The organism is Thalassospira sp. SM2505, from assembly GCF_054901115.1.
Window position 1 is genome coordinate 772818 of the sequence record NZ_CM142731.1, and the last position, 26814, is coordinate 799631.

General features: G+C 55.9%; 26 protein-coding genes. 21 read left to right on the top strand and 5 right to left on the bottom strand.

Annotation, left to right across the window (positions count from 1 at the left end; all coding sequences use genetic code 11):
• Window positions 1-46 precede the first annotated feature (46 nt).
• From ACTU44_RS03535 to ACTU44_RS03545, 3 genes are all read right to left on the bottom strand, one after another.
• A complete protein-coding gene (locus tag ACTU44_RS03535) occupies window positions 47-1264 on the bottom strand; it encodes a cation:proton antiporter (protein ID WP_462096689.1) in 1218 nt (405 codons plus the stop codon).
• Between the two features lie 112 nt (window positions 1265-1376).
• On the bottom strand, window positions 1377-2159 hold the full coding sequence (gene hisN, locus ACTU44_RS03540; protein ID WP_462096690.1) for a histidinol-phosphatase: 783 nt from the start codon (window positions 2157-2159) through the stop codon (window positions 1377-1379).
• A gap of 187 nt (window positions 2160-2346) precedes the next feature.
• On the bottom strand, window positions 2347-2970 hold the full coding sequence (locus ACTU44_RS03545; protein WP_462096691.1) for a c-type cytochrome: 624 nt from the start codon (window positions 2968-2970) through the stop codon (window positions 2347-2349).
• A 361-nt stretch (window positions 2971-3331) separates the two neighbouring features.
• Here ACTU44_RS03545 and ACTU44_RS03550 point away from each other — a divergent pair, with 361 nt between their 5' ends.
• Both ACTU44_RS03550 and ACTU44_RS03555 read left to right on the top strand, forming a co-directional pair.
• On the top strand, window positions 3332-4078 hold the full coding sequence (locus ACTU44_RS03550; RefSeq protein ID WP_114096637.1) for a 3-deoxy-manno-octulosonate cytidylyltransferase: 747 nt from the start codon (window positions 3332-3334) through the stop codon (window positions 4076-4078).
• A 102-nt stretch (window positions 4079-4180) separates the two neighbouring features.
• Window positions 4181-5041, top strand: a complete 861-nt coding sequence (locus ACTU44_RS03555) for a prephenate dehydratase (RefSeq protein WP_114096638.1) — start codon at window positions 4181-4183, stop codon at window positions 5039-5041.
• Window positions 5042-5146: 105 nt separating this feature from the next.
• Here ACTU44_RS03555 and ACTU44_RS03560 read toward each other — a convergent pair whose 3' ends face one another.
• Complete coding sequence (locus ACTU44_RS03560; RefSeq protein WP_462096692.1) at window positions 5147-6817, bottom strand: methyl-accepting chemotaxis protein; 1671 nt, start codon at window positions 6815-6817, stop codon at window positions 5147-5149.
• Window positions 6818-7206: 389 nt separating this feature from the next.
• Here ACTU44_RS03560 and ACTU44_RS03565 point away from each other — a divergent pair, with 389 nt between their 5' ends.
• From ACTU44_RS03565 to ACTU44_RS03605, 9 genes are all read left to right on the top strand, one after another.
• A complete protein-coding gene (locus ACTU44_RS03565) occupies window positions 7207-9036 on the top strand; it encodes a DEAD/DEAH box helicase (RefSeq protein ID WP_336079980.1) in 1830 nt (609 codons plus the stop codon).
• A 223-nt stretch (window positions 9037-9259) separates the two neighbouring features.
• Window positions 9260-10090 (top strand): substrate-binding periplasmic protein, encoded by an 831-nt coding sequence (locus ACTU44_RS03570; RefSeq protein WP_114096641.1) that lies wholly within the window; start codon window positions 9260-9262, stop codon window positions 10088-10090.
• Window positions 10091-10866: 776 nt separating this feature from the next.
• Complete coding sequence (locus tag ACTU44_RS03575; protein ID WP_462096693.1) at window positions 10867-11331, top strand: PaaI family thioesterase; 465 nt, start codon at window positions 10867-10869, stop codon at window positions 11329-11331.
• Between the two features lie 59 nt (window positions 11332-11390).
• Window positions 11391-12563 carry an isovaleryl-CoA dehydrogenase gene (locus ACTU44_RS03580; protein ID WP_114096643.1) on the top strand — a complete coding sequence of 391 codons (1173 nt, stop codon included), beginning with the start codon at window positions 11391-11393 and terminating at the stop codon, window positions 12561-12563.
• Between the two features lie 68 nt (window positions 12564-12631).
• A complete protein-coding gene (locus ACTU44_RS03585; RefSeq protein WP_462096694.1) occupies window positions 12632-13819 on the top strand; it encodes an acetyl-CoA C-acyltransferase in 1188 nt (395 codons plus the stop codon).
• A 159-nt stretch (window positions 13820-13978) separates the two neighbouring features.
• On the top strand, window positions 13979-14953 hold the full coding sequence (locus ACTU44_RS03590; protein ID WP_462096695.1) for a sodium-dependent bicarbonate transport family permease: 975 nt from the start codon (window positions 13979-13981) through the stop codon (window positions 14951-14953).
• 4 nt (window positions 14954-14957) lie between these two features.
• Window positions 14958-15269 carry a P-II family nitrogen regulator gene (locus tag ACTU44_RS03595; RefSeq protein ID WP_114096646.1) on the top strand — a complete coding sequence of 104 codons (312 nt, stop codon included), beginning with the start codon at window positions 14958-14960 and terminating at the stop codon, window positions 15267-15269.
• 263 nt (window positions 15270-15532) lie between these two features.
• Window positions 15533-16153: a carbonic anhydrase gene (locus ACTU44_RS03600; protein WP_114096647.1), complete on the top strand. Its 621-nt coding sequence runs from the start codon at window positions 15533-15535 to the stop codon at window positions 16151-16153.
• Window positions 16154-16230: 77 nt separating this feature from the next.
• Window positions 16231-17364 (top strand): acyl-CoA dehydrogenase, encoded by a 1134-nt coding sequence (locus ACTU44_RS03605; RefSeq protein ID WP_462096696.1) that lies wholly within the window; start codon window positions 16231-16233, stop codon window positions 17362-17364.
• A gap of 35 nt (window positions 17365-17399) precedes the next feature.
• On the opposite strand, the gene pspF is transcribed toward ACTU44_RS03605, so the two are convergent.
• A complete protein-coding gene (gene pspF / locus ACTU44_RS03610) occupies window positions 17400-18401 on the bottom strand; it encodes a phage shock protein operon transcriptional activator (RefSeq protein ID WP_462096697.1) in 1002 nt (333 codons plus the stop codon).
• A 168-nt stretch (window positions 18402-18569) separates the two neighbouring features.
• On the opposite strand from pspF, the gene pspA reads away from it, so the two are divergent.
• From pspA to ACTU44_RS03660, 10 genes are all read left to right on the top strand, one after another.
• Entirely contained in the window at window positions 18570-19235 is a 666-nt protein-coding gene (gene pspA, locus ACTU44_RS03615) for a phage shock protein PspA (RefSeq protein ID WP_114096650.1), read from the top strand.
• Window positions 19236-19290: 55 nt separating this feature from the next.
• Window positions 19291-19539 (top strand): envelope stress response membrane protein PspB, encoded by a 249-nt coding sequence (gene pspB / locus ACTU44_RS03620; RefSeq protein WP_462096698.1) that lies wholly within the window; start codon window positions 19291-19293, stop codon window positions 19537-19539.
• Window positions 19536-20108 (top strand): hypothetical protein, encoded by a 573-nt coding sequence (locus ACTU44_RS03625; protein ID WP_462096699.1) that lies wholly within the window; start codon window positions 19536-19538, stop codon window positions 20106-20108. Before pspB ends, ACTU44_RS03625 begins: the two co-directional genes overlap by 4 nt.
• Before the next feature lie 263 nt (window positions 20109-20371).
• A complete protein-coding gene (locus tag ACTU44_RS03630; protein WP_462096700.1) occupies window positions 20372-21748 on the top strand; it encodes an ATP-binding protein in 1377 nt (458 codons plus the stop codon).
• Between the two features lie 32 nt (window positions 21749-21780).
• Complete coding sequence (locus tag ACTU44_RS03635; protein ID WP_462096701.1) at window positions 21781-22344, top strand: EndoU domain-containing protein; 564 nt, start codon at window positions 21781-21783, stop codon at window positions 22342-22344.
• Between the two features lie 22 nt (window positions 22345-22366).
• Window positions 22367-22723, top strand: a complete 357-nt coding sequence (locus tag ACTU44_RS03640) for a hypothetical protein (RefSeq protein WP_462096702.1) — start codon at window positions 22367-22369, stop codon at window positions 22721-22723.
• A 40-nt stretch (window positions 22724-22763) separates the two neighbouring features.
• Entirely contained in the window at window positions 22764-23915 is a 1152-nt protein-coding gene (locus ACTU44_RS03645) for a serine hydrolase domain-containing protein (RefSeq protein WP_462096703.1), read from the top strand.
• A 125-nt stretch (window positions 23916-24040) separates the two neighbouring features.
• Complete coding sequence (locus tag ACTU44_RS03650; protein ID WP_114096656.1) at window positions 24041-24508, top strand: MarR family winged helix-turn-helix transcriptional regulator; 468 nt, start codon at window positions 24041-24043, stop codon at window positions 24506-24508.
• 3 nt (window positions 24509-24511) lie between these two features.
• The gene (locus ACTU44_RS03655) at window positions 24512-26608 is read left to right on the top strand and encodes an FUSC family protein (protein WP_462096704.1); all 2097 of its coding nucleotides are present in this window, start codon (window positions 24512-24514) and stop codon (window positions 26606-26608) included.
• Window positions 26605-26808: a DUF1656 domain-containing protein gene (locus tag ACTU44_RS03660; RefSeq protein ID WP_336079993.1), complete on the top strand. Its 204-nt coding sequence runs from the start codon at window positions 26605-26607 to the stop codon at window positions 26806-26808. Before ACTU44_RS03655 ends, ACTU44_RS03660 begins: the two co-directional genes overlap by 4 nt.
• Window positions 26809-26814: the final 6 nt, after the last annotated feature.

Sequence of the window (26814 nt, forward strand, 5' to 3'; positions counted from 1 at the left end):
GGTTATAGGCAAGGGGCCCGATTGCCCGCCGCCCCACTTACCCGGATCAGGATTTACGCGACAGATAGCGTACAAGCGCATTTGATGCCGGTGCGGCGCTGATGCCATGGGCGACAACGCTGATGCAAATGATCATGGTGCCTGCGGCAAATAGCGGCATGAAATGGGCCGGACTGACCAGTGTCGCCATGATCAGCATATAGATCACGGACGCAATGCCACGCGGCCCGAACCAGCCGATATAAAGCTTTTCGCCAAGGCTATAGGGCGATCCGATCATGCAGATCCACACACAAAGCGGCCGCAGAATGACAAGACTTGCGATTGAAAAGATCAGCATCGTCCAGGTCCAGTTTTCATAGACCGCTGGGACAACAATCATCCCGAAGACAAAGAAGGTCAGCATGGTCAGAAGCTCTGCCTCGGCCTCGCCAAAGCTTTCAATCGTGTCGCGCACCCGGTCGCTTGAGATATTAAGCGCAAGCCCCCCGGCAAAGGCCGCTATAAACCCGTTCCCGCCAAGCTGTTCAGCCAGAAGATAGATCAAAAGGGCGGCAAGAACGCCAAGCAGGCGTTCAAACCGCTCAATGATTGTGTCTTTCGTCACGGCCCGGTTGACGATCTTGCCAAGCACAAAGCCGCAGGCAATGCCAATGCCCGCCCCGATGGAAATTTCAAGCAAGGCATCCTTGACCCAGCCCTGATGCCCGTTGCTCAAGAGATTGGCTTCAAGCAAAACCGCCGTGGTAAAAACCGGCAGCACCAGCCCGTCATTCAGTCCGCTTTCAATATTGATCCCCTGGCGCACCGCTTCGGGTACATCCGTATTTTCAAGCACCGGACGGCCAAGGGCGGCATCGGTCGGGCTGACAATCAGTGCAAGAATAAGGGCCGGGATCAGACCGATGGTCGGATCAATGCCAACGATAAAGGCCCAGGTCGCAACAATGGTCAGTGGCAACCCGACCAGCAAAAGACGTGTCGCAAGGGTCTGGGCCGCCCGTTCCTTGCGGAAATTCAGAACCGCAGCATCAAGAAACAGAATGATCGCAAGGGTCATCTCGGCGAATGTCGTGGCGAAATGAATGCTGCCACTCAGTGCCGTCATCGGTGCTTCATGCCAGATGCCAAGCGGCAATGCGATGATTGCACCGGACAAAACCATCATCATCGGGGACGAGATATTACGCCGTTGCAAGCGGCGCGAAAAAAGCCCGTACGCCAGACCCGATCCCAGAAAAAGGATGATCACCCACTCAAACATCGTCCGATCCGACTGGTTGTTGCATCGCGCAAGTGTGCCCGAAAAACCGTGAAATAACAATTACTCCGACGGTTTCCCCTGCTGTCTGGCCGATGTCCGGGGCAGAAGATGATCAGGCCATCGCGGATTTGATGGTGGCAAGAACCTCGGCATGACAGCGCGCATCGCCACTGGCAACCACGTCACCGGCACTTTCAATCGTAAGCTCCTTGCCCGACCAGTCGGTCATGACACCGCCAGCACCCTCAACAACCGGCACCAGCGCACAGAAATCATAGGCCTGAAGACCGATCTCAACCACCGTATCGGCAAGTCCAAGTGCGGTCAGGCCATAGGCATAGGCATCAACGCCATACATTGCGATCCGGCTTTGTTTTGAAACCGCCTGATAGGCATCAAAAGCCTTGTCGCGGAACAGTTCCGGGGCCGTGGTAAAGAAGGTCGCACTGGCCAGCGTTTCGCATTCACGCGCGCTGATTTCCGTCCCGTTCATGGTGCTTGGCTGGCCCATCACACCGACCCAGCGTTCATCGGTAATCGCCTGATCAATAAGGCCCATGACCGGCTTGCCATTGTGGCAAAGCGCAATCAGGGTCGCAAAGCTCGGCTTGCCTGAAATAAACGACTTGGTGCCGTCAATCGGATCAAGCACCCAGACATATTCGGCATCGACATTTTCGCGCCCATGTTCCTCGCCCAAAATACCATGATCGGGCAATTCCGCATTCAGGATATCGCGCATGGTCCGTTCGACTTCGCGATCGGCAATCGTCACCGGGCTGTCATCTGCTTTCACATCAACCGCAACCGGGGTGCGATAATATTTGCGCACAACCGGGCGGGCAGCATCTGCCAGTTTGTGGGCGATTTCCAGAAAGCGGTCGAGATTTTCCATCAAAGCGCAGTCCTGTGTGAGTTTGGCCTGAGAATGCGCGCCATCAACTGGCCCGCCATAAAGGGATGCTGTCGCTCATGGCCTGCAACGGGCCATAAAAAGCAAACAGGGGACAGTTACCTGTCCCCTGCGAAAAATCAATCTCTGATCAGATAAATCTGTCAGTTTCAAACTTTTGACCGTGCGGTTACTGCGCGGTGGCTTCGCCTTCAGCAGGCGCAGCTGCTTCCTCTGCAGCACCCTGTTCAGCAGCAGCTGCCGGATCAGGGAATGGCAGCGGGCTGTCAGACTTGCTGTTCAGCCAGGCAATGACCGCAGCACGATCCGATGCCTTTTTCAGGCCGCCAAAGCTCATTTTGGTGCCGTCAATGTAATCGCGCGGCTTGTATAGGAACTCGTTCAGCTCCTCAAAGCCCCAGGAACCGCCATGGTTCGCCATGCCATCCGAATAGGCGAAGTCCCCTTTATGCGCAAAGGCCGCACCGACAATTCCATAAAGATTCGGGCCGGTTTTATTCGGGCCGTCTTTTTCGACATCGTGGCAGGATGCGCATTTCTTGAAGACCTTCTCGCCTTCGGCAAGATCAGCCGATGCCAACATGGCAAGAATTGGCTCCGGTCCGGCCGGCTCGGCCGATGCTGCTGCGGCATTGGGACTCGCACCCGCCATCAGATCCTCGGAGAAGGGATAAACCGGTGCTTCCAGTTCATCAGGATGAACCAGCGCGCCCCCAATTTTGCCGACAACTATTACCAGAAGTACGGCACAGATGACTCCGGCGACGATCTTGTTGATTTCCATCGTGTTCATGACGGGACCCCGTTACAGCCTAATCACTCTCAGGTTTCTAATTATAATCTTGGTCAGTTCGCCCATGCACTCCCTGACAATCCTCAATTTTGAGAATCACAAACGTCACCGCAGGCAAAACTGGTCGGTGGGAAACTATACGTTTCAGAGATTTGCATCAACCTTTCTTAAACACCAAGGCGAAAACGGATGCTTTAAAACTTTCGTCTAGTGACCTTCGAAAAGCGATTCCGTCTTTCGCCATCCCCCAAAAACCGGCTAATGTCGGGCCGATTCTCAGCCGTGTTTTGCCATCGCGCCGTTACGGCATGCTTTGCGCAAGATCAAACACACGGAAATTATGCCTGACCGGAGCTCCAAAATGTCGACGCCGCGCAATCCCGTTGTTGTAATTCCTGCCCGTATGGCCTCTGTGCGCCTGCCGAACAAACCGCTGGCTGATATTTGCGGTGAACCCATGATCGTTCAGGTCTGGCGTCGCGCAACCGAGGCCGGAATCGGCCCGGTCCTTGTTGCCTGTGCTGAACAGGAGATTGCCGATGCGGTCGAAGCCGCTGGCGGCATCGCGGTTCTGACCGACCCGGATTTGCCAAGCGGCTCGGATCGTGTTCATCAGGCCCTTCAGACCTTCGACCCCGAAGGCAAATATGATGCGGTCGTCAATGTGCAGGGCGATCTGCCGACCATTGATGCGGCGGATATTCGTGCCGTGTTCGAACCGCTCAATGATCCGGCGGTCGATATTGCAACGCTGGCTGCTGAAATCACCCGCGATGTAGAACGCACCAATCCAAATGTGGTCAAGGCAGTCGCGGCCTTTGGCAACGGCCGTGTGGCGCGCGCGCTTTATTTCACGCGCGCAACCGCACCCTATGGCGATGGTCCGCTTTATCATCACATCGGTCTTTATACCTATCGCCGTGCCGCCCTTGACCGTTTCGTATCCCTGCCGCCCGCCGAACTTGAAAGCCGCGAAAAGCTTGAACAGCTGCGCGCCCTTGAAAACGGCATGGTGATTGCGGTGGCGCTGGTCGATGGTGTGCCGTTGGGTGTTGATACCCCCGAAGACCTTGAACGTGCCCGGCAGGTTCTGGGTGGCAAGGCCTAAACATTGAATTGAGTTTGGGCCCCAATTGGGGTTTTCTATCAGGCCGCCGTCTGTTGAGGGCGGCCAAAACAAGTCTTTAATATCACTTCAGGAAACAGCCAGATGACTGCGCAACAAAGGATCGCTTTTCAGGGAATGCACGGTGCCTATTCAGATCAGGCAGCCCGTCGTGCCTTTCCGGGTGCAACGACAGTACCCTACAGGACCTTTGAAGGCGCCTTTAGCGCATTGGAAGAAGGCGACGTCGAACTGGCGGTGATTCCGATTGATAACACCCTTGCCGGACGCGTGGCCGATGTTCACCACATCCTGCCGGAATCGGGTGTGCATATCATCGGTGAAACCTTCCTGCGCATTAACCATGCGCTGGTCGCAGTACCCGGTGCGAAGATCGAAGACATCAAGGAAATCCACAGCCACGTTCACGCCCTTGGTCAATGCCGCAAGCTGCGCAAGGAGCTGGGCGTCAATGCGGTGGTCGGCCCTGATACGGCCGGTTGTGCCAAGGAAGTCGCTGATCGCGGCGACAAATCGATTGCCGCCATTGCGCCGGTTCTGGCTGCTGAAATTTACGGCCTTGATGTTCTGCGCACCGAGGTCGAAGACGCCGCCCATAACACGACGCGCTTTATCATTCTGGCCCGCGAACCGCTTGAACTCCCCAATGACGGCTCGCCGGTCGTGACAAGCTTTGTCTTCCGGGTTCGCAACGTTGCCGCCGCCCTTTACAAGGCATTGGGCGGTTTTGCCACCAATGGCATCAACATGACCAAGCTTGAAAGCTATATGGTCGAAGGCCATTTCACCGCGACCCAGTTCTTTGCCGAAGTCGAAGCCCATCCCGAACAGCTTGGTCTGCGCCATGCACTCGAAGAACTGCAATTCTTCTCGCATGAAGTCCGCATTCTCGGTGTTTATCCGGCCCACCCGTTCCGCAAGGAAAATGACCTTCCGGCGGAATGATCATCGGACCTGCCGGGTATTCAGGACAATATCGGACATGAAAAGGGCCGGACGAAAAATCGTCCGGCCCTTCTTCTACGACAAGTCTTTTGATGCAGGGCGGAATCAATCCCCGGCCTGTTTCAGAAGATCGCCAGAAAACCGCTTGATGATCTGGGTCAGTTCGGCAGAACGGCTGGAAAGTTCGGCCGATGCCGATTTCAGTTCCTCGGCATCATCGGTCGTGCTTTGCGCGTTCTTCATGGTTTCATCAACGCTATAGGAAATCTGTTTGACGCCATCCGCACTGCGATTTGCATTGCCCGAGATTTCCTGTGTTGCCGCCCCCTGTTCCTCGATGGCGGCTGCAATGGCGGTCGAGGCCGTACGGACCTGTTCGATGGTCTCAGATACCCGCGAAATGCCGGTTACCGCACGTTCGGTGCCATCGACGATGTCATTGATCTGGGCTGCGATCTCGTCGGTTGCCTTGGCTGTCTGGGTGGCAAGGTTTTTGACCTCGTTTGCAACCACGGCGAAGCCTTTCCCGGCTTCACCTGCACGCGCAGCCTCGATGGTGGCGTTGAGCGCCAGAAGGTTGGTCTGACCGGCGATATCGTTGATCAGGCCGATGATTTCCTTGATTTTTTCAACCGTCTCGGACAGGCCTGCAACATCGTTCGATGCGCTCTGGCTTTCATCGGTTGCCCGTTCGACCGTGTGCGACATCTGGGAAATCTGAACGTTGATTTCCGTGATCGAGGATGAAAGTTCCTCGGTCGCGGCAGCAACGGCATCGACATTCTGCGATACGTTTGCGGCCGCAGATGCCACCTGCTGGCTTTGTCCCAGAATGCCGTCGGCATTGTGCGCCATGCTGATCGCCAGTTCATTGCTGCGCTGAACCGAATGGTCAACAGCACCGGCAATCCCGCCGACTTCGCTTTCAAGTTTCTGGGCAATCTCGCGGATATTGCTGCGCCGTTCCTGTTCGGCGCGGTCTTTCTGGATCGCAGCATCCGCCTCAAGCTGCTGGGCCTGTGCGGATTTGTCTCGCAATGCCAGAACACCGGCTGCCATGTCACCGATCTCGACAAACCGGGACTCGGTTTCGACCGGGGCCTTGTAATCGCCTTCGGCAATCGTGCGGATGGCGCTGTTCAGTCCGACGATGCTTTTGGTGATCCGGGTGCCGACAAACCAGGACAGAACACCGGCAATCACGATGGCGATCACGGAAATAATCGCAATACGCTGAATGATCCGCAGGAATTCGGTCTGGACGTCATCCATATAGACACCGGCACCAAGCGCCCAGTTCCAGTCCTTGATCGGGCGAACGTAAGCGGCCTTTTCGATCAGCTTGTCGCCTTCACCGGGTTTCTTGGTTTCATAGGTGATAATGCCGCCGCCTGCCTTGGCAGTATCGACGATCATGTTACGCACCTTGCTGTCGGGATTACATTTTCCGACATCTTCGGGGCTGAGCGGATCAAGCACCATGCAGTGGCTGTAATCAGACGCATAGATATAGTTGGCCCCGTCAAACCGATAGGCGTTCAGGATGGCGAGTGCCGCGGTCTTTGCCTCGTCTTCAGTCATTTCGCCGCTTTTGGCTTTGGCGACATAACTGTTAACGATGGTCACCGCACCTTCGGTCAGATGCGAAATCTGTTCGAACTTGCCGTTTCGAAGGCTGGTTTGATAATTCAGCGCGACTGTCGCGATGATCGCAAGCAGCACAAGAAGACAAATAGCGGGAATGGAAAAAATTCCCGTAACAACCCGGAACCGCATAACTTTCCCCTTACAAGCGATTGTGGCGATTGAATTATTGGCGCTAAAATGTAAACGAAACCGTAAGTCGGGCGTGACGTTTTTGTGATCTGCTTTTTTTACTGCGCGTTTTTGCATGGCTGCCCGGCGCGGGCTTTGATTGACTTCTGATCCAGACACCTGTATCACCCGGCTCATTCCTTCGCTTGCAAAGACAGAATCAGCTGTCAGGAACTGTATGAAAAAGGCGAGGGCGGTTACGACGTGATGACGTCGTGGCCTCACATCATTTGCCTCTCATGCAGGTCCGACGCAGTGGCTGCTTTGCCATGCACCGGTCTCGACTGCGTTTGAGCAGGCACCATAGGCGTGAACATGGCGCCGACCGGATAAACGAAGGGCTATCCTTTATGACGAATTTTGAAGGGCTCAAACTCATCGAGCCCCTGCTGCGCAATGTTGAAGCTGCCGGTTTCTCCGCGCCGACCGAAATCCAGGCTGCGACGATTCCTGCACTTCTCGAAGGGCATGACCTTATGGGGATCTCCCATACGGGTGGTGGTAAAACTGCCGCATTCTGCCTGCCATTGCTGCAGCGTCTTGCTGAAAATCCGCTGCGCCCGAAACCGGGTCAGCCGCGCGCTGTTATTCTTGCGCCGACCCGCGAACTGGCAACCCAGATCGGTCAGTGCCTGCGTGATTTCAAAAAAGGCATCCGCCTGTTTTCTTCTGTTGTCTATGGTGGTTCGCCGATGGGCCCGCAGATTCAGGAACTGCGCCGTGGCGTTGATATCCTGGTTGCGACCCCGGGTCGTCTTCTTGACCACATGTCGCGCAACACGGTTCGTTTCGACGATGTCGAAGTCTTCATCCTTGATGAAGCCGACCGTATGCTTGACATGGGCTTCTCCGAAGACGTTCTGACCGTGGCTGAACTGCTGCCGAACAAACACCAGACGGTGATGTTCTCGGCAACCATGCCGCCGGAAGTCAAACACCTGACCGACCGTCTTCTCAAGGATCCGGTCAAGGTCGAAACCGCTCCGCAGTCCAGCGTGACCGAGCGCGTGACCCAGGTTGGCATGTTCGTGAAACGTCACGACAAAACCAAACTGCTGGTACAGCTGCTCAAGCGTGATGATGCAGAACGTGTTCTGGTCTTCACCAAAACCAAGGCAGATGCCGACGAGCTGTCCTTCCAGCTGCGCGATGAAGACATCGACAGCGATGCCATCCATGGCGACAAGCAGCAGCGCATCCGTCAGAAGATCCTGCGCAACTTCCGTAATGGTCAGTTCCCGGTTCTGATTGCAACCGACGTTGCTGCACGTGGTATCGACGTTCCGGGCATCACCCATGTTGTGAACTATGACTTGCCGCAGGATGCGGAAAGCTATGTTCACCGTATCGGTCGTACCGGTCGTGGCAGCGCCGAAGGTACTGCAATTTCGTTCTGCGAGCCGCGTGACATTCGTCTGCTTCGCAACATCGAACGCCTGATCAAACAGGAAGTCGACATCGACGAAGATCACGAATTCCATGCTGCCCCGCCGCCGCGTTCAAGCGGTGCTGGCGCAGGTGGTCGTGGTGGCCGTGACGGTGGTCGTGGCCGTGGTTTCGGTGGCGGTGGCGGTCGCGGCGGCTTTGGCGGCGGTCGTGATGGCGGCCGTGGTCGCGGTGGCTTTGGCGGTGGTCGTGATGGCGCCCGTGAAGGTGGTCGTGATGCTGGTCGCGGTCGTGGTTTCGGCGGCGGTCGTGACGGTGCCCGTGATGGCGGCTTCCGCGACGGTGGTTTCCGTGGCGAAGGCGAACGCGCAGCACGCGGCTTTGGTGGCCGTGATGGCGCACCGCGTGATGCCGGTCGTGATGCTGGTCGTGACGGTGCCCGTCGTGATTTCGCGGATCGTCCGCGCCGTGATGACCGTGACTTCCGCAATGATCGCAAACCGCGCTTTGACAATGATGATCGTGCGCCGCGCGGTGATCGCGAAGAACGCGGTGGCAATCGTGGTGGCAACTTCCGTCCGCGCGGCGAAGGCCGTGGCGAAGGTGGCAACCGTGAAGAACGTCGTTTTGCTGACAAGCCGCGTGGCGGTGATCGTGGCGGCAACTTCCGTCCGCGTGAAGCCGGTCGTGATGGTGCCGGTGCCCGTGATGGTGCTCGCCGCGATTTTGGTGATCGCCCGCGCCGTTCCGAAGGCCGCGGTGGCAGCCAGGGCATGAAACGCCGTTCGGCGTAATTTTGCCTGCTCTGATGTAGAACCTGCATCGGAATCAGGATTTCAGATTGTGGAAAAGCCGGCTGTTTTCAGTCGGCTTTTTTACTTTTGATTGAGTTTTCGGACCCGACAGATATAGAATTTTGTCAAAGAACCTATCCTTAGTGGGGAAATTTACGTAGCGTATACCCACATATGTATAGTTCGAGTTGTGACAGCCGAGGCAACAAGGAGTTGGCCCTGCATGAGAAGGATCCTGGTTATCCTGACCACAGCATTGACCTGGATATCCGGGATTGATGCCGCTTATGCAGATGATCAGGCCGGACACTATGCCTTGAATGCGGATGGCTCGCGCGATTGCACTCGCCTTATTGCGTCGGGCAATCCGGACTATCCGCCCTATCTCTGGAAATCCGGGGATGGCCGCACACTTGATGGTGCTGCTGCAGACTTCCTGAAACGGGTTGGCGAACTCGCAGGCGTGGAGATCGACGTCATTCAGGCCGGAAGCTGGAGCCGGGTACAGCACAATATGCAGGAAGGCACGCTTGATATGATTGCCGGTGCTTTCCTGACGGCGGCGCGTCTTGAATATATGGACTATTTTTTCCCCGCCTTTCAGGGGACGCGAACCGTCATCTGGACGCTGGACAATCTTGATCTCAACTATCGGCAATGGTCCGATCTTCAGGGACTCGAAGGTCTGACTGTGATCGATAACAGTTTCGGTCAGGAATTTGATGCCTATGCGGTCGAAAATCTCAGCATCACCAAAGTCCCCAGCCTTGAACAGGGGCTCAAGATGCTGACCTATAATCGCGGTGAATATCTGATCTATGAAGAATTCCCCGGCAAGGCATTTGCTGCGCGTCAGCGCATCACCAATATCCGCAGTTACGATACCCCGGTCAGTACCGAGAATCTCTATCTGACCATGTCCCATAAATCCGCCTGCAATACCGGCGCCTTGCGGGGACGCATTAACCGGGCCGTTCTCAAACTGGTTACCGAAGATGCGATGAAAGACATGCTCGAAGCCAGCATCCAGCGCTGGGGCGAGAGCACCAATTAAGCCAGCTTTTCCGCGCTGCTATCGCCCGACCTGACTTTGGTCGGCGGTGCAATTGCGTCTGCAAGACAAACGTCTTGGTTTGACGGGCAATGTCCGCGCCAACAGGTTTGTGATACGGGCGACCAGCTGCCAGCCGACAATCCTCAGCCGTCAGTAAGCCGCCACACACCTCCCGCCGTTAGCCGTCGATCATAGGCTGGTTCCGCTAAAAACCCTTCGTGCGCAGACCATGTCAACCGTCAGCCGTCAGCTGCCAGCGATCCTCTATTATCCGCGTGCCGCAAACATCCGAAGCCTTCCATCTTTCCGCCCGAGCCCCAACCAACCGGCTCCGGCATGCAGGACCCAACGCTCAATACCCATATCCCTTGGTATTGGGTACCCGGCACAGGGCGGGGCGTCGGTCGCTCGGCACTCGGCACGCGCCGCCATGGTAGTACCGGACACTCAGCAACCGGTATTCAACACTCTGTTCTTGGCACTCGATACTCAACAGTCGATACGCAACACTCACCACTCACACTCAGCACTCAGCACTCAGCACTCTGTATCCGACCGTCCGCCACTTGGCACCAGCCACCCGACGCCCGATGCCCGGTGTTATGATGCCCGGCTCATTGAACCTGACGCCTGATGCCGGATGACTTCGGTCCCGCATAAATTGGTAGAGCTATGCGGATTTGATTTGACGTTAACGTTAACGTTAACTACAAGAGAGTCGCATCCCTCAGGTGCCCCCGGAGACGGGTGGATTGCTTTATTGTCAGGACCGCGACATGGCTCAGTTCGAACCGCAAAATCCCGATTTTGATGCTGAAGTGCGCAAGCGCTTTGCCCAGCAGCCCTATAATCTGTCGATCGGGGCACGTGTCACCGATGTCAAACCGGGCCGGGTTGAAGTCGTTGTGCCGTCGCGGGCCGACCTGATCCAGCATAATGGCTATTTTCATGGCGGGCTGATTGCCGGTCTGGCCGATATCGCCGGTGGATTTGCCGGCTGGAGTCTGGTCGAGGCCGATCAGGGGATGCTGACCATCGAATACAAGCTCAATATCGTCGCACCCGGTCAGGGTGACCAGTTGCGTGCCGTCGGCGAGGTCGTCTCGCGCGGTCGGTCGATCATTGTTACCCGCATCGATATCTTTGGTATGAGGAATAGCGAACCGGTTCTGTGCGCCACCTCGCTTCAGACGCTCAAGGTCATGAAGCTGCCGCCGGAATTATTGGATAGCGCTGCATAATTCCAAAGATTGATCAATTTTACTTAATAATCAAACCTAGTCAGGGCAGGAACGTCACCATGGCATTTTTCGAATTTCCCGGATTGAAATTTGATCTTGGCGAGACCGCAGATGCGATCCGCGAAACCGTTTCCTCATTTGCCGAGGCCGAAATCGCCCCGCGCGCTGCCGAGATCGATCAAACCAACCAGTTCCCCAATGATTTGTGGCGCAAATTCGGTGATCTGGGTCTTCTGGGCATGACCGTTCCCGAAGAAGATGGCGGTACCGGCCTTGGTTATCTTGAACATGTGATCGCCATGGAAGAAATCAGCCGTGCTTCTGCCTCGGTTGCCCTTTCTTACGGCGCGCATTCCAACCTTTGCGTCAACCAGATCAAGCGCAACGCCACTGCCGAACAAAAGGCCAAATACCTGCCCAAACTGATCAGCGGTGAACATATCGGCGCACTTGCGATGAGCGAGCCGGGGGCTGGTTCGGATGTGGTGTCCATGAAGCTTCGCGCCGAGAAAAAGGGGGATCGTTTCATCCTCAATGGCAACAAGATGTGGATCACCAACGGCCCGGATGCCGACACGCTGGTGGTTTATGCCAAAACCGATCTTGATGCCGGTCCCAAGGGCATTACGGCCTTTATCATTGAAAAGACCTTCAAGGGTTTCTCGACCGCGCAAAAGCTCGACAAGCTGGGCATGCGTGGCTCAAACACCTGCGAACTGGTGTTTGAAGATTGCGAAGTGCCCGAAGAAAATATCCTGGGTCAGCTGCATGGCGGCGTGCGCGTTCTGATGAGCGGCCTTGACTACGAACGTGCAGTTCTGGCTGCTGGCCCGACCGGGATCATGCGGGCCTGCATGGATGTGGTTGTGCCCTATATCCATGAACGCAAACAGTTCGGCAAGGCGATTGGCGAGTTCCAGCTGATGCAAGGCAAGATCGCCGATATGTATACGACCATGAATGCTTGCCGCGCTTATGTCTATGAGGTCGCCAAAGCCTGTGATCGCGGTGAAACATCGCGCAAGGATGCGGCTGGTGTGATCCTTTACGCGGCGGAAAAGGCCACCTGGATGGCGCTTGAAGCCATTCAGACCCTTGGAGGTAATGGCTATATCAACGAATATCCGACGGGCCGGTTGCTGCGTGATGCCAAGCTTTATGAAATCGGCGCCGGTACGAGCGAAATCCGCCGTATGCTGATTGGCCGTGAACTGTTTGGTGAAACCGCGTAATTGCGGTTTTACCTCGGCCTCACATATTCAAGTCAAAGATCCCCCGAAAGACTTCAAGGACCCCCATCATGACCACTTCTGATCCGATTGTTATCGTATCGTGCGCCCGTACCGCCATGGGCGGTTTGCAGGGTGACTTTGCCACTGTGACTGCCGCCGAACTTGGCGGTGTTGCGATTAAAGCAGCGCTTGAGCGCGGCGGTGTTTCGCCTGATGACATTGATGAAGTCATCATGGGGAACGTGCTTCCCGCTGGTCAGGGACAGGCACCGGCGCGTCAGGCCGCATGGAATGCCGGCATTCCGCGGTCGGCCGGTGCAACCACGATCAACAAGATGTGCGGATCAGGCATGAAGGCCGTGATGTTTGCCCATGACACGCTGGTTGCCGGTGGTGCCGACGTCATGGTGGTTGGTGGCATGGAAAGCATGACCAATGCGCCGTTCCTTTTGCCGAAAATGCGGTCCGGTCATAAATATGGTCACGACATGGTTTATGATCACATGGCGCTTGATGGGCTTGAAGATGCCTATGAAAAAGGCCGTTCCATGGGCACCTTTGCCGAGGCAACAGCCGAAAAATACGGCTTTACCCGCGAAGCCCAGGATGATTATGCCATCACCTCGCTGACCCGGGCGCAGAATGCGGCCACTGCCGGTCATTTTGCCGATGAAATCACCCCGGTGACCTTTGCGACCCGCAAGGGCGAAGTGACGATTGATGCCGACGAACAGCCGCCAAAAGCCAAGCCGGAAAAAATCCCGACCCTGCGTCCGGCTTTCGCCAAGGATGGCACGGTCACAGCGGCCCATTCCGCATCAATTTCCGATGGTGCAGCCGCCCTTGTCATGATGTGCGCGTCTGAAGCCGAAAAACGCGGGCTCAAGCCGCTTGCAAAGATTGTTGGTCAGGCGACCCATGCCCAGGAACCGTGCTGGTTTACAACCGCGCCGATTGACTCGATCAGGAAGGTGCTGGCAAAGGCGGGTTGGACCAAGGACGATGTCGATCTTTGGGAAATCAACGAGGCCTTTGCCGTTGTCGCCATGGCCGCCATGCGTGATCTGGAACTTGATCACGGCAAGGTCAATGTGCATGGCGGTGCCTGTGCGCTGGGTCATCCGATTGGCGCAACCGGTGCGCGGTTGCTGGTCACCCTGATCCATGCCCTTAAAACCCATGGTGGGACCAAGGGTGTTGCGTCGCTTTGCATCGGCGGCGGCGAAGCAACTGCTGTGGCGGTTGAGCTTCTTTGAGCAGATGTGAACCAGATCAAACAGAAGATTGAGGATCATAGGCCTTTCGGGTGACATAAAATCGCGATTCTGTTATCGGGATCGCGATTTTATCGCAGGCTCAGCTGCAAGATCGGTTCTGCTTGCGATGCATCGGGTTTTCATACGTAAGGAACAGCCATGCAAGACGTGCTGAGCTTGGCGGCGCAGAACCTTTTGTCGCCCATCGTGCTTTTCTTCGTTCTGGGGGTATTTGCCGCCCTCGCTCGATCCGATCTGACAATCCCCGAAGCCGTTGCCAAGGGGATCTCCCTTTATCTGCTGTTTGCGATCGGCTTTAAGGGCGGTGTCGCGGTATCAAACAACGGCATCGATCTGACACTGGGTATGTCACTGATGGCAGGTGTCATCCTTTCCTTTGTGCTGCCCTTTATTGCCTTTGCCCTGTTGCGATGGATATCGCAACTCAGCCGGACTGATGCGGCAGCAGTTGCCGGGCATTACGGTTCGATCTCGATTGTGACCTTTGTTGCCGCGACCTCTGTTCTTCAAAGTTCCGGGATCGCTGCCGAGGGCTATATGGTTGCGGTTGCTGCGGCGATGGAAGCGCCTGCGATTTTCTCGGCACTGTGGCTTGTATCATCGGGTGGCAAGGGCCGGATGGACGCAACACTGATCCGCGAAATCCTGCTTAACGGCTCCATCGTTCTTCTGGTGGGCAGCTTTGTGATCGGCTGGATCACCGGGGCCGAAGGCATGGCCAAGATCGAAGCCCTGATTGTCTCGCCATTTCAGGGTGTCCTTTGTCTGTTTCTGCTTGATATGGGATTGGTTGCGGGGCGTGGGCTCAAACAGGGGCGGGCGGTCTTGCGCCCGGGGCCGCTGGCGTTCGGAGTTTTGATGCCGGTGATCGGTTCCTGCCTTGGTCTGGCCTTTGCCCTGATGATCGGCCTGTCGCTTGGTGGTGCCGTGCTTATGATGGTGCTGGCGGCGTCGGCCAGCTACATAGCTGTTCCAGCTGCCATGCGTGTCGCCCTGCCCGAAGCCAATCCGTCTGTCTATCTTACGCTGTCGCTTGGCGTCACCTTCCCCTTCAACCTGACGCTTGGCATTCCGCTTTACCTTGCGATGGCCAGCGCTATTTACGGAGGCTGAAAATATGGAAAAACATGATGCCAAGCGCGTGGCGATCATTATCGAGGCCATTATGGAAAGCAGGTTGCGTCAGGCGCTTGAGGGGGCAGGGGTGACCGGATATTCGGTTCTGCCCGTTCTTGGTGGTTCGGGGCGTTCGGGTAGTTGGCGCCGCGATGACACCGTGACGCGCGGTGGCGGCATGGTGCAGGTTGTTTGTATCATCCGTGCCGAGAAACTCGACGCCATGCTCGAAGCCGCCTTTGAGGTGGTTGACCGTCATATCGGCGTTGTCGCGATCAGTGATTGTCAGGTTCTGCGCGCAGATCGCTTCTAGTTCCAGCGCTTTTGACCAAATAATCGGGGAGGGATTTCCGAAACAGGCAGAGTTTTGATCAGGGGTGTTTACAGGCTGCTTGGGCATGATGCTGTGCTGTTGCCTGTTGCGCAAGGTTCCGGAAGGCATGTTGCACACTGGTTGCGGGCGCGAAAACAGGTTGTTTAGAACGATTCAAATTGGATCAAATGAGAACTACCAACTTGCGCGAATTCACCTTATTTTGTCGCCAGAGTGATTGACGAGGATAAGGGAATTCGCTGATGTCCAAACCGACAGTCGACCGGATGCTTGCCGGGTTTAAAAGCTTCAAGGCGATGTATTACGAACAGCGTCCTGAACGGGTGGAAGATCTGGTCAATATGGGTCAGAGGCCGGAGGTTCTGCTGATTGCATGTTCGGATTCTCGTGTCGATCCGGCCATCCTGACCAATGCAGAACCGGGCGAGATGTTTGTGGTGCGTAACGTCGCAAACCTTGTGCCGCCCTATGAGCCCGATGAAAACTATCACGGCACGTCGGCGGCAATCGAATTCGCGGTTCGTGATCTCAAGGTCAAGGATATCGTCATTCTGGGGCATTCGGCCTGTGGCGGTATTCAGGCGCTGGTCGAGCATGGCGAGGCTGGCAAGGTGCCGGAGCGCGACTTTATCGGTGAATGGGTCAGCATGGCGAAATGCTGCCTGCATCACGGACCGGATGTTGACAAGGTGTCGCGTCATTCGATCCGTAATTCGCTTGAAAACCTGATGACGTTCCCGTTCATCAAGGAACGGGTCGAGGCCGGCGATCTCAACCTGCATGGTTGGTGGTACGGAATGAAAGAAGGCATCCTGTGGCGTTTCGACGCAAAACAGGACAAGTTTGTTCAGGGCGAAGAATAAGCCCGGCCTGATCCACGGGATCAAAATCTGATCTGATCGCATGGCCGGTGCATCGCCCAAATGGGAGGAGTGCCGCCATGCGGTTGGAAGAACATCAGATCATGGTGCGCGATACCGCGCGCGAGTTCGCCGAAAATGAACTCAAACCCAATGCCGCAAAATGGGATGCCCATCATACCTTCCCGGCCGAGGCCATTGCCGGGCTGGGCGAGCTTGGCTTTCTGGGCATGCTGGTTCCCGATGAATATGGCGGGGCGGGCATGGATCATGTCGCCTATGCCCTGGCGCTCGAAGAAATTGCCGCCGGTGACGGGGCCACGTCCACCATCATGTCGGTGCATAATTCGGTCGGCTGTATGCCGATCCTGAAATTCGGTACCGAAGAACAGAAACAGAAATTCCTGGTCCCGATGGCGCAGGGCGAAAAGATCGGGGCGTTCTGCCTGACCGAACCGCAGGCCGGATCGGATGCCAGTGCGCTCAAGACACGTGCCGTGCGTGATGGCAATGACTGGATCATCAACGGGTCCAAGCAATTCATCACCTCGGGTTCCGAGGGCGATGTTGCCATCGTCTTTGCCGTGACTGACCCGGATGCGGGCAAGCGGGGCATTTCGGCCTTTATCGTGCCAACCGATACGCCGGGCTATGTGGTGTCACGGGTTGAGGAAAAGCTGGGACAAAACGCATCGGATACCTGCCAGATCACCTTTGTCGAATGCCGGGTGCCCGGCGAAAATATGCTGGGTGAAGAAGGGCAGGGCTATAAAATCGCGCTGGCCAATCTTGAAGGCGGGCGTATCGGTATTGCGGCCCAGTCGGTCGGCATGGCACGCGCCGCATTTGAAGCCGCGCGCGATTACGCCAATGAACGCGAAACATTCGGCAAAAAGATCATCGAACATCAGGCCGTGGCATTCCGTCTTGCCGATATGGCAACCAAGATCGATGCCGCACGGCTTCTGGTTCATCGGGCGGCCGAGCTGCGTGATGATCACAAACCCTGTCTGACAGAGGCCTGCATGGCCAAGATGTTTGCATCCGAAATCGCCGAGGAAGTCTGCTCAAGCGCGATCCAGATTCACGGTGGCTATGGCTATCTTAAAGACTTCCCGGTCGAACGTATTTACCGGGATGTGAGGGTTTGTCAGATTTACGAAGGTACATCAGACATTCAGCGCATGGTGATTGCACGGTCGTTGGCAGATTAAGGGTAGGGCCGCTATCCCGCTGGTCCTTGGTTGGGTTACTTTGCGGGTATCAGGTCGTGCTTTTCCAGCAACCTGCGGAACTGGTGATAGTTCAGATCAAGCGCCTTGGCGGCTTCGGTCTGGTTATTGGCGTTTCTGGCAAGGGCCTGTTTCAGCAGCCTGATTTCGAATTTGGCGACCTGCGTTTTGAAATCAATATTCGGGTCTGGTTCCGGAAGGTCGATATCTGTTTCGGATGTCGGCGTTTCGCGGTCAGTCTCGGTCCAGATGCCGTCAAACGGATCAAGGGTGATGGCGGCAAGCGGCGTTTCTTCGTCCTCGGCCAAATAGATGCTGCGTTCGACCGCGTTGCGCAGTTCACGAATATTACCCGGCCAGTCGTAACGCAAAAGCTGTTCGGCGGCAGGACGAGAGAAACCCGCGAAAACCGTGCGGCCAAGGCGTTTGGTCATATCGAGTGCAAACTGTTCGGCCAGCAATAATATATCATCAGACCTTTGGCGCAGCGGCGGCACAGCGATGACGTCAAAGGCCAGACGATCAAGCAGATCGGCGCGGAACTTCCCGGTTTTGGCCAGTTTGCGCAGATTTTCATTTGTCACACCAATGACCCTTGTGTCGACATCAATGACGTCTGATCCGCCAACGCGTTCGATCTCGCCATATTCGACAACCCGCAGAAGCTTTTCCTGAACCACCGGGCTGGCGGTGGCGATTTCATCAAGAATGATCGTGCCGCCGTGCGCGCGTTCAAAGCGCCCGATATGACGTTTGGTCGCCCCGGTAAAGGCCCCGGCTTCGTGACCAAACAGTTCGGTATCAAGCAGGGTCTCGGACAGGGCGGCGCAATTGACCTTGACCAGCGGGCCGCCCCAGCGACGTGACAGGTAATGCAGGCGGGCCGCTATCAGTTCCTTGCCCGAGCCGCGTTCGCCAATAACAAGGCATGGCCGGTCAATCGGTGCCAGACGCGAAACATGTTCAAGGGCCGCCAGGAAAACGGGGTCTTCGCCCAGAATGGGTTGCAAATTATCCATTTCGCGAAAAACGTTATCGAAAAACGTTATTAATGTCGCGATAAAAGTAATGTTCCAAAGCGAGGAATTTGTAAGTTATTGATTTTACTGCATTTCAAAACTGGCACGGCTTTTGAAATAGAGAGAACAGAATTTTTGCGTCCCCCGATTAATCAAGGAGATCAGACAATGGGCGTGTTTTCGCGTTTGTCCGATATCGTAAATGCCAACATCAACGCGCTTCTGGATCGTGCCGAAGATCCGGAGAAAATGGTGCGCCTGATGATTCAGGAAATGGAAGATACCCTGGTCGAAGTTCGTTCGGCTGCGGTCAAGGCGATTGCTGACAAGAAAGAAGTCGAGCGCAAGCTCAAGAAGCTTCATGACGGTCAGGTTGAATGGGACACCAAGGCAGAGTTTGCGGTGTCCAAGGGTCGTGATGATCTTGCCAAGGGGGCGCTGATGGCGCGCCGTCGTCTGGCCGATCAGAGCCTTGTTCTTGAGCGCGAGCTTGAAGTGATTGAAGAGACCCTTGGCAAATTTGACGAGGATCTGAACAAGCTGCAGAACAAGCTGAATGAAGCCAAGGGCAAGCAGCGTACGGTCGAAATCCGCATGCAGACGGCCGAAAAGCGTGTAAAAATGAAAGAGAAGCTTCATTCCGGTCAGATCGACGAGGCCCTGCTGCGCTATGAGCAGATGGAACGCCGGATTGACGAGCTTGAAGCAAGTGCAGACTCCTGGGACCTTGGTCGCGGGCAGAGCCTTGAAGAACAGTTCGAAGACCTTGAGGCCGAGCTCGGGATCGAGGATGATCTCAAGGAACTCAAGGCACGTGTGAAGAAAGATAAATAATCATCGGTTTATGTGTTTCGGCGCATAAGCCAGCACCAGGAAAAAGCTGTCAGATATGTGGGCGATTGCCGTACCCTTGATTGTATTCGTTGCCGTTGTTGGCCCGGTCTGGGTGGTGTTTCATTACATCACGGTCTGGAAGCGGATGAAGGCAGAGCAGCGCGCACAAAGCCCGGAACAGATTGCCCGTGAACGGGAAATGGTAGCGGGGCTCAAAAAACGGGCAGAGAAGCTTGAATCCCGTGTCGAAACACTTGAACGCCTGTTAGATGCCGAGGTTGCCGAATGGAGGAACAGGATATGACTGCCCAGCAAGCTGCTGCCGGAAACGGATTTGAGCGCGGTCACAAGAAGCGCTCGCATGGTGGATGCCGGTTCGCAAACCACAGTCACGAAGGCAAAAAGTGTCATGGCGTGATCGGCCGTACCACACGGGGAATTTCCGAAGCATTTGGTATTCCGCGCAAGGGTGTTCTGGCTGCGTTTATTCTGATCCTGATTTTCAGTTTCCCGGTTGGTTTGCTGTTGTTTGGTCTTGCGTGGGCCTATGTGCATCATCCGGAATGGTTTGATGGATTGCGCGGCAAGTTGCGCGGGTCATCGCGCCGTTATCAGGCACAAGTCCGTGCGACCAAAGGCGAGGACGTAAATGACAATCCGACTGTGGGTGTTGATTACGAAGAAAGCTGGATGGAAGAACTGCGCGCGCAGTTTGATGATCTGGAACGTCGCACCGGTTCGATGGAGGGGTTTGTGGCCTCTGGCGATTATGACGTCGCCTCTGAACTGGCAAAGATGAAAAAGGATGATGCATCGGAAGCGGCCAAAAAGGACGATGATGATGCAGATAAACCCGACGTACCAAGGGCCTGATCCCTTGTTCTGAAGGTTCAAAAGATTGACGGCGGTTTCAGCTTTCCCCAATCCCCCCTCGCGTCAGGGTTTCGACCCTAACGGTATGAAATCGCCGTCAAACAGAAAACCGGATCACTTGTGTGGTCCGGTTTTTCTTTTATTTGCAGTTCGTTGCGGAAAATTCCCCAAATAGCGTTTATCGCTATACCTAATTTAAAGGTTTTCCCGGCAAAGTCGGGAAAAATGCCCATATATCGGGCGTGGCTTTTGGGGAATTGCACATGGCGACCATGATCGAGCATCCGGGGGAACAGGATTTTCTGCACAGACTGGTGCTGGATAATCCGTGGTGGGATGGTGTGACCGATGATCTGGTGCAGGGGCTTCCGCAGCGCGCCTTTTTCAAGCGGTTCTGGTCGGCGATTGAAAAGCATGACGGGCAAAAGGCCGTGGTTCTGACCGGCCCGCGCGGGGTTGGAAAAACCGTGATGATGCGTCAGGCAGTGGCGGCCCTTTTGAATGCCGACACCCCGCGCCGTCATGTTTGCTATATCTCGCTTGAGCATCCGCTGTTTCTTGAAATTGATCTGCCGCGTCTGCCAAAGCTTTTGCGATCCATGCGCGGGATTTCGGCCGATCATCCATTATGGCTGTTTATTGACGAGGTGTCCTATCAGCGCGATTGGGAAGATCGCCTTGCGCGCCTTATTGTCGCTGATCCGATGTTGCGCGTTGTTGCGGTCAGTGCGCTGGCACCCGGTGCAGGCAGTGCCGGACATATTCAAAGCCTGTTTTTGCCGCCCTTCAGTTTTGCCGAATATCTTGAACAAAAGGGCATTGCGCCCAGCGATGTTTTGCCCGAAACGCCCAATGTCGGGCGCTATACCGCCGATGTGCCAGACGGGCTTGTCGCGCTTAATGATCTGTTTGAAGATTACATCAATGAAGGCGGCTTCCACGATGCCAATGGCGAAGCCGGGGCCATTCACCGATCGCTTCATTCGGATTTGCCCGGGCTGCATGGCATTTCAAGCCCGTCGGACCTGCATCGGCTTTTTGCGCTTTTGGCTTATAATACCGGGTCGGAATTTTCGATCGAGACATTGGCGCGTGAGCTTGATATCGCGAAAAACACGCTGCGCCGCTACCTTGAATATCTTGAAAGTGCCTGGCTGGTCCGGCGCCTTGAACGGGTGGATCAGGATGCCAAACCGTTCCAGCGTGCGGTGGCGTTCAAGGTCCATCTGATCCATCCGGGATTGCGCAGTGGCCTGATTGGCGGACGGGCATCCGATAGTGCAACCATCACCCGGCTGGCCGAAACCGCAATCCAGACCCAGTTTTTGACATCCAGTGTCGGGATGGAAAGCCTTTATTACGCGCGCTGGGGCCATTACGAGGTGCCATTTGTGTTCCTTGATCGCCGGTCGGGAACGCCGCTTTTTGCCTATCATTGCCTGTGGCGCGATGAGGCAATCAGGAAGCCCAAGGAAATCCGTGCACTGGTGAATTTCCGGGGCAGCCATCCCTTGCCGTTGGGCGCGTTTGTTCTGACCAAGGCGCAATGGCACGGGGGCAAGCTTGGCGGGGTGCCGATGCGCTTTGAGCCCGCCAGTGTGCTTGCGCTGCGGATCGGGCTTGAATTCTCGCAGCTTTGAAAAGGCATTTAACCGGGCGAGGGGCTGTTACCATGCTGATTTCAGGTCGCCAGATCATGGGTTTGATGATGGCCATGCTTTTTCTGGTCATCTTGCAAGATGGTGCCGGGGCAGGGCAGCTTTGCCCGAGCGATCCGCACTGGAGCAAGACGGACCCGGCGATCAATCTTGATCATGTGTTTTGCGGTGAAGTGAAATCAAACGGCAAGGCATCGGGGTTTCATGCGCGGCCAAACGGGATCAATCCCCCCTCGATTGCCGGGGTCGAGATCACCCAGCCTGCCAATGACAATGGCATCTATGCCGGGATGGTCCGTTTTGCCAGCCCGCACGGCCGCGAGCCGGTCAAATTTTCCAGCATCTTTCCCGATAGCTGTTCGCACGATCAGATCGTGACATCGATCCTGCATGCCCATGCCAATCGGATGGATTGTCCGGCCGGATCGCCCGGCTGGTGGCAATGTGGTCCGAACCGCCCGGACACAAACGGGGCGCATGAGATGTTTTGTGTCGGGGATGATCCCGACCAGACATTCACGATTGCCATCGGGTTGCTGCGCGATGGCCGGATCAACACGGCCTTTCCGTTGCGGTAGGGGGGCGACAGGGGATCAAAGGATGAGCACACAAAACGACCGTTTGCCAATGCCAATGGTGCCCGACTGGCCGGGGCGCAAGGCCGGTGATGCCGGTCATGACCGGATTGCCGCATTGATCGTGCTTGATATCCAGAATGCGCCGCAATGGGCAAGGCGGGTGCTTGGCGAGGTCGAAGACGTGATGTCGGGCGCGTCAAGTGGTTGGGAAATGGCGATGAATGCCCATATCCTCACTGTGGGTAAAACCCGTTGCGAGATCGCCGCAAGCCATGACGGGCCAGAAGAAGGCGCATGCGAAGACAGTATTTCGGTGCAAACCGGGGATTTGAAAGCCGCCCTTGTGGCATGGATTGCAAAGATGGATCGGGATGCTTAGAGCGATAGGGCGAATGAGAGGGATCAAGAGGACTGGGCATATGGGTCGGGCATTTGCGCGCGCGCAACGCGCGATTGCCGGGTTTGCCGCAATGGTCCTGATGATCGGGGTGCCTGTATTTGCCGATGCGCAAGAAGCGCAGGATCGCGGCAAGAATCCGGGTGATACGCTTGAAATTTTCCTGCATCAATACCTTGAACATGCCGGTTTGCCCGGCGGGGTGATTGGTATCGGCTATGGCACCGGACAGGTGCGCTATGCGGCAAGTGGTTATGCGACCGTGGCGCCTGATATCGGCATGACCGTGGACCGGCAGTTTTATATCGGCTCGCTGACCAAGATGATGACAGCGGTTGTGACCCTGCAACTGGCATCGGAAAAGCGCATTGATCTGGCCGATACCATCGGCAAATGGTTGCCCAAGGAATATCAGGGCCGGATTGCCAATGCGGACAAGGCAACCATTCGCGATCTTTTGCGCAACAGTTCGGGCATTCCCGATTATCTGGATGGCGAGTTTTTTTTCCAGCTGGTCGGGCGGGATCCCCAGCATGGCTGGCGCAACAAGGATGTTCTGGCCCTGATGGCGGATCGGGATGCCTATTTTGAACCGGGGAAAAGCTATGCGCCGTCAAACAGCAATTTCATTTTGCTGGGGGTGATGATCGAGGCGGTCGAAGGGGACCATATCGAGCGTGTATTTAACCGCCGCATCTTTGAGCCCGCCGAAATGGCCAATACATCCTTTGGCCGGTTTCCGCGCCCGGATCTTCTGGCGCATGGCTTTGATGATGCCAATGGTGATGGCAAACTTGAAGATGTGACCGATTATGATGTTGGTGATCAGCTTGCTGATGGCGGGGTGATTTCGACCGCCGGGGATATGGTGAAATTTGCCCGTGCCCTGTTTGTCGACGGGGTCTTGCTGGGGCCAAATGCCCTTAAACGTGCCACGACCGATACGGCTTTTGCCGGAAGCGGGTCTTATGGCTATGGGTTGATGATCGGGTCAAGCGACTGGGGTCCGGTCTGGGGTCATGACGGGATTTATTTTGGTTATTCCGCCGAATTTTCATGGTTCCCCGATCAGGATACGGTGGTGGTGTTCCTGTCAAACGGGCGGGCCCTGAACGAAGTGCCCAATGTTACGGGGCTTCTCATGACCGGCATTTTCGGCAATCCCAAGAATTAAATCATTTTAATTCAGATGGTTAAGTGTGTTGTGCCTGCTGCACAGGGCAAGCCATGACTGTGTTGCATAACTGATAGAATGATAATAGTTAGAATCCTATCTAATTTTCTGTTATCATCCGGGTCATGGAAAACATTGACCTTGAAACCCCTTATCTGACCCTTGGCAGTGCGCTGATGCGTGTGGCCCGTTGCTGGCAGCGCGAAGTCAACCGCACGCTTGTTGCCCATGGCTTGTCACAAACGATGGTCATGCCGCTGATTGTTCTGCATCGCAGCCGCGGTGCGGTGCGCCAGGGCATCATTGCCGAGGAAATCGGTGTCGAAGGTCCGTCACTTGTCCGGGTGATTGATCAGCTTGAACGTGATGGTCTGATTTCGCGTGTTTGCGATCCGACCGATCGCCGGGCGAAAATGGTGGCCCTGACCGAGGATGGAAAGCAGAAGGCCGCCGAGATTGAAAAATTGCTGGGCGAACTGCGCGGGGAGTTGACGGCCAATATTCCATCGGAAAATCTGGGCATCACACTTGATGTCATGCGTGCGCTGCTTGATCAGCTGGCACTGCGCGACAAGGTGCCGCAGGGAGGATGACGCATGTTAGGCACGATCCTTTCACTGCGGCCCAAGGCATCGGACTGGCTGTTTTCGGTCAAGACCTTTGCCGCATCGATCCTGGCCCTTTATATCGCACTTGCCTTTGATTTTGACCGTCCCGTCTGGGCGATGGCGACGGTTTATATTGTTGCCCATCCACTGTCAGGTGTTCTGGCATCCAAGGCGATCTACCGCGTGCTGGGCACCGTTCTTGGTGCGGTTGCGGCCGTGGCCTTTGTTCCCAATCTTGTCAGTGCGCCGATCCTGTTGTCACTGGTTCTGGCGATCTGGGTCGGGGGATGTTTGTTCCTGTCGCGTCTTGATCGTACACCGCGCAGCTATGTTTTCATGCTGGCAGGGTACACGGCGGCCATTGTCGGCTTTCCATGTGTTGGCGATCCGACAGCGGTGTTTGCAACCGCGATTGCCCGTTTTCAGGAAATCAGCCTTGGCATCGTCTGTGCCACCGTGGTCAGCCACACCGTTTTCCCCCGTCATATCGGGCCGGTGATTGCCGCGCGTATTGATGGCTGGATGGGCGATATCGCCAAGCTTGCCGATCAGAGCTTTGATCCCCAAACCGATGCAGAGGCATTGCAAAATGACCGCGCACGCATTGCGGCTGACCTTGGCGAGTTGCATGGCCTGGCGCTGCATCTTGGCTATGAGAAATCCGGTTTTTCAGGACGGACCCGCCAGTTGCAGGCGCTGCAAAGTGTGGTCGCGGCATTGTTGCCGGTTTTATATGCCATTCATGACCGGCTGGTGGCGCTCAAGACCGAACAGGGCGATCTGCCCGACGATGTCAAAGGCGTCCTTGCAGGTATTTCGGCCCATATTGCCGCCCCGACCCATGATCGCGCCCGTATCTGGCAGCTTCATCGCGAAATTGATGCCTTTGCCGACCGGGTTGCGGGATCGCGGGACTGGGCGGGGCTACTTCAGATCAATCTTGCCAACCGGCTGCATCGTCTGATCGATTTTCATGATGATTGCCGTACCCTTTGGGATGGTATTCGCGCTGGTGATGTTCCGGCAGATGTTCTGGATCGCTGGCAGGAAAGTGCGCGCACCGGGGCATTGCACCGGGATTATGACGCTGCCTTTCGCAGTGGCCTGACGGCGGTTATCGCAACATTGATTGTCTGTGGTTTCTGGATTCTGTCGGGTTGGCCAAGCGGGGCGACGGCCGCCATGATGGCCGCTGTTGGTTCCAGCATCATGTCGTTTCTTGATAACCCGGTACCGGCCCTTAAGGGCTTCATTCGCTATACCGCTTTGGCGGTGGCAGTGGTGCTGGTCTATAGCCTTGTCATCCTGCCCGGTATTGACGGCTTTGCGTTGCTGGTGATGGCATTTGCACCTTACTTCATCTTGCTTGGTGTGCTGATGGCAACGCCGCAGACCTATGGTTTTGGTCTGGCGATGCTGGTCAATGTGGTGATGATCCTGAATGTCGATACGGCCTATAGCAGTGATGTTTCACTACTGCTAGGCGGTGGGATTGCGTCGCTGGCAGGCTTCGGGGTTGCGGCAATTGTCACGGCCTTCGTGCGCGTGGTGCCGGTGGATAGCTTTATCCGTGGTCTGGTCCATGCCAACTGGCGCGATATTGCCGGGATTGCCCGCGGGACGTTGAATATTGCCCGTATGGTGATGATCCGCCGTCTTCTGGATCGTCAGGGATTGATCCTGCCGCGTCTTGCGATGGCGGCAAGCCAGCGTGAAACCCTGATCCGGGTGATGCCGGAAGTCTCGATTGCGGCAAGTCTTTATGATCTGCGTCGTATCCGGCTGTTTGTTGATCCGATGATCAGGGCGCGGCTTGACGTTCTGTTGCGCAATATCGCGCGGCATTTCGAAGCCCGGTTTGATGATTTCGACCGTGCCCCGGACCCCAGGATTTTGTCCGAGGTCGATAGCATTCTGCGTCTGGCCAATGACATGGTCGATGCAACCCAACGTCAGAAACTGTTGATCCCGCTTGTCGCGCTGCGCCGGACGCTTTCGAAAACGGACGCACCAAAGCTTGATCGCATGGCAGGGCAGGTGGCTTCGACCACGTCCCTGTCCCCAAGAATGGGAGAAATCGCATGATCACTCCGACCCTTAATATCTATGGCCTGTTTGTCCCGGCATTGCTGGGTCTGGCACTGGCAGCATGGGCCTGTCTTTCTGTGGCCCGTATCGGTCTGACGCGGATCGGTTTTTACAAGATAACCGTTCATCCTGCGCTTACCGACCTTGCGCTTTATGTGCTGATCCTGACCGGACTTTCGGCGCTTTTTATTCAATAGGTGACG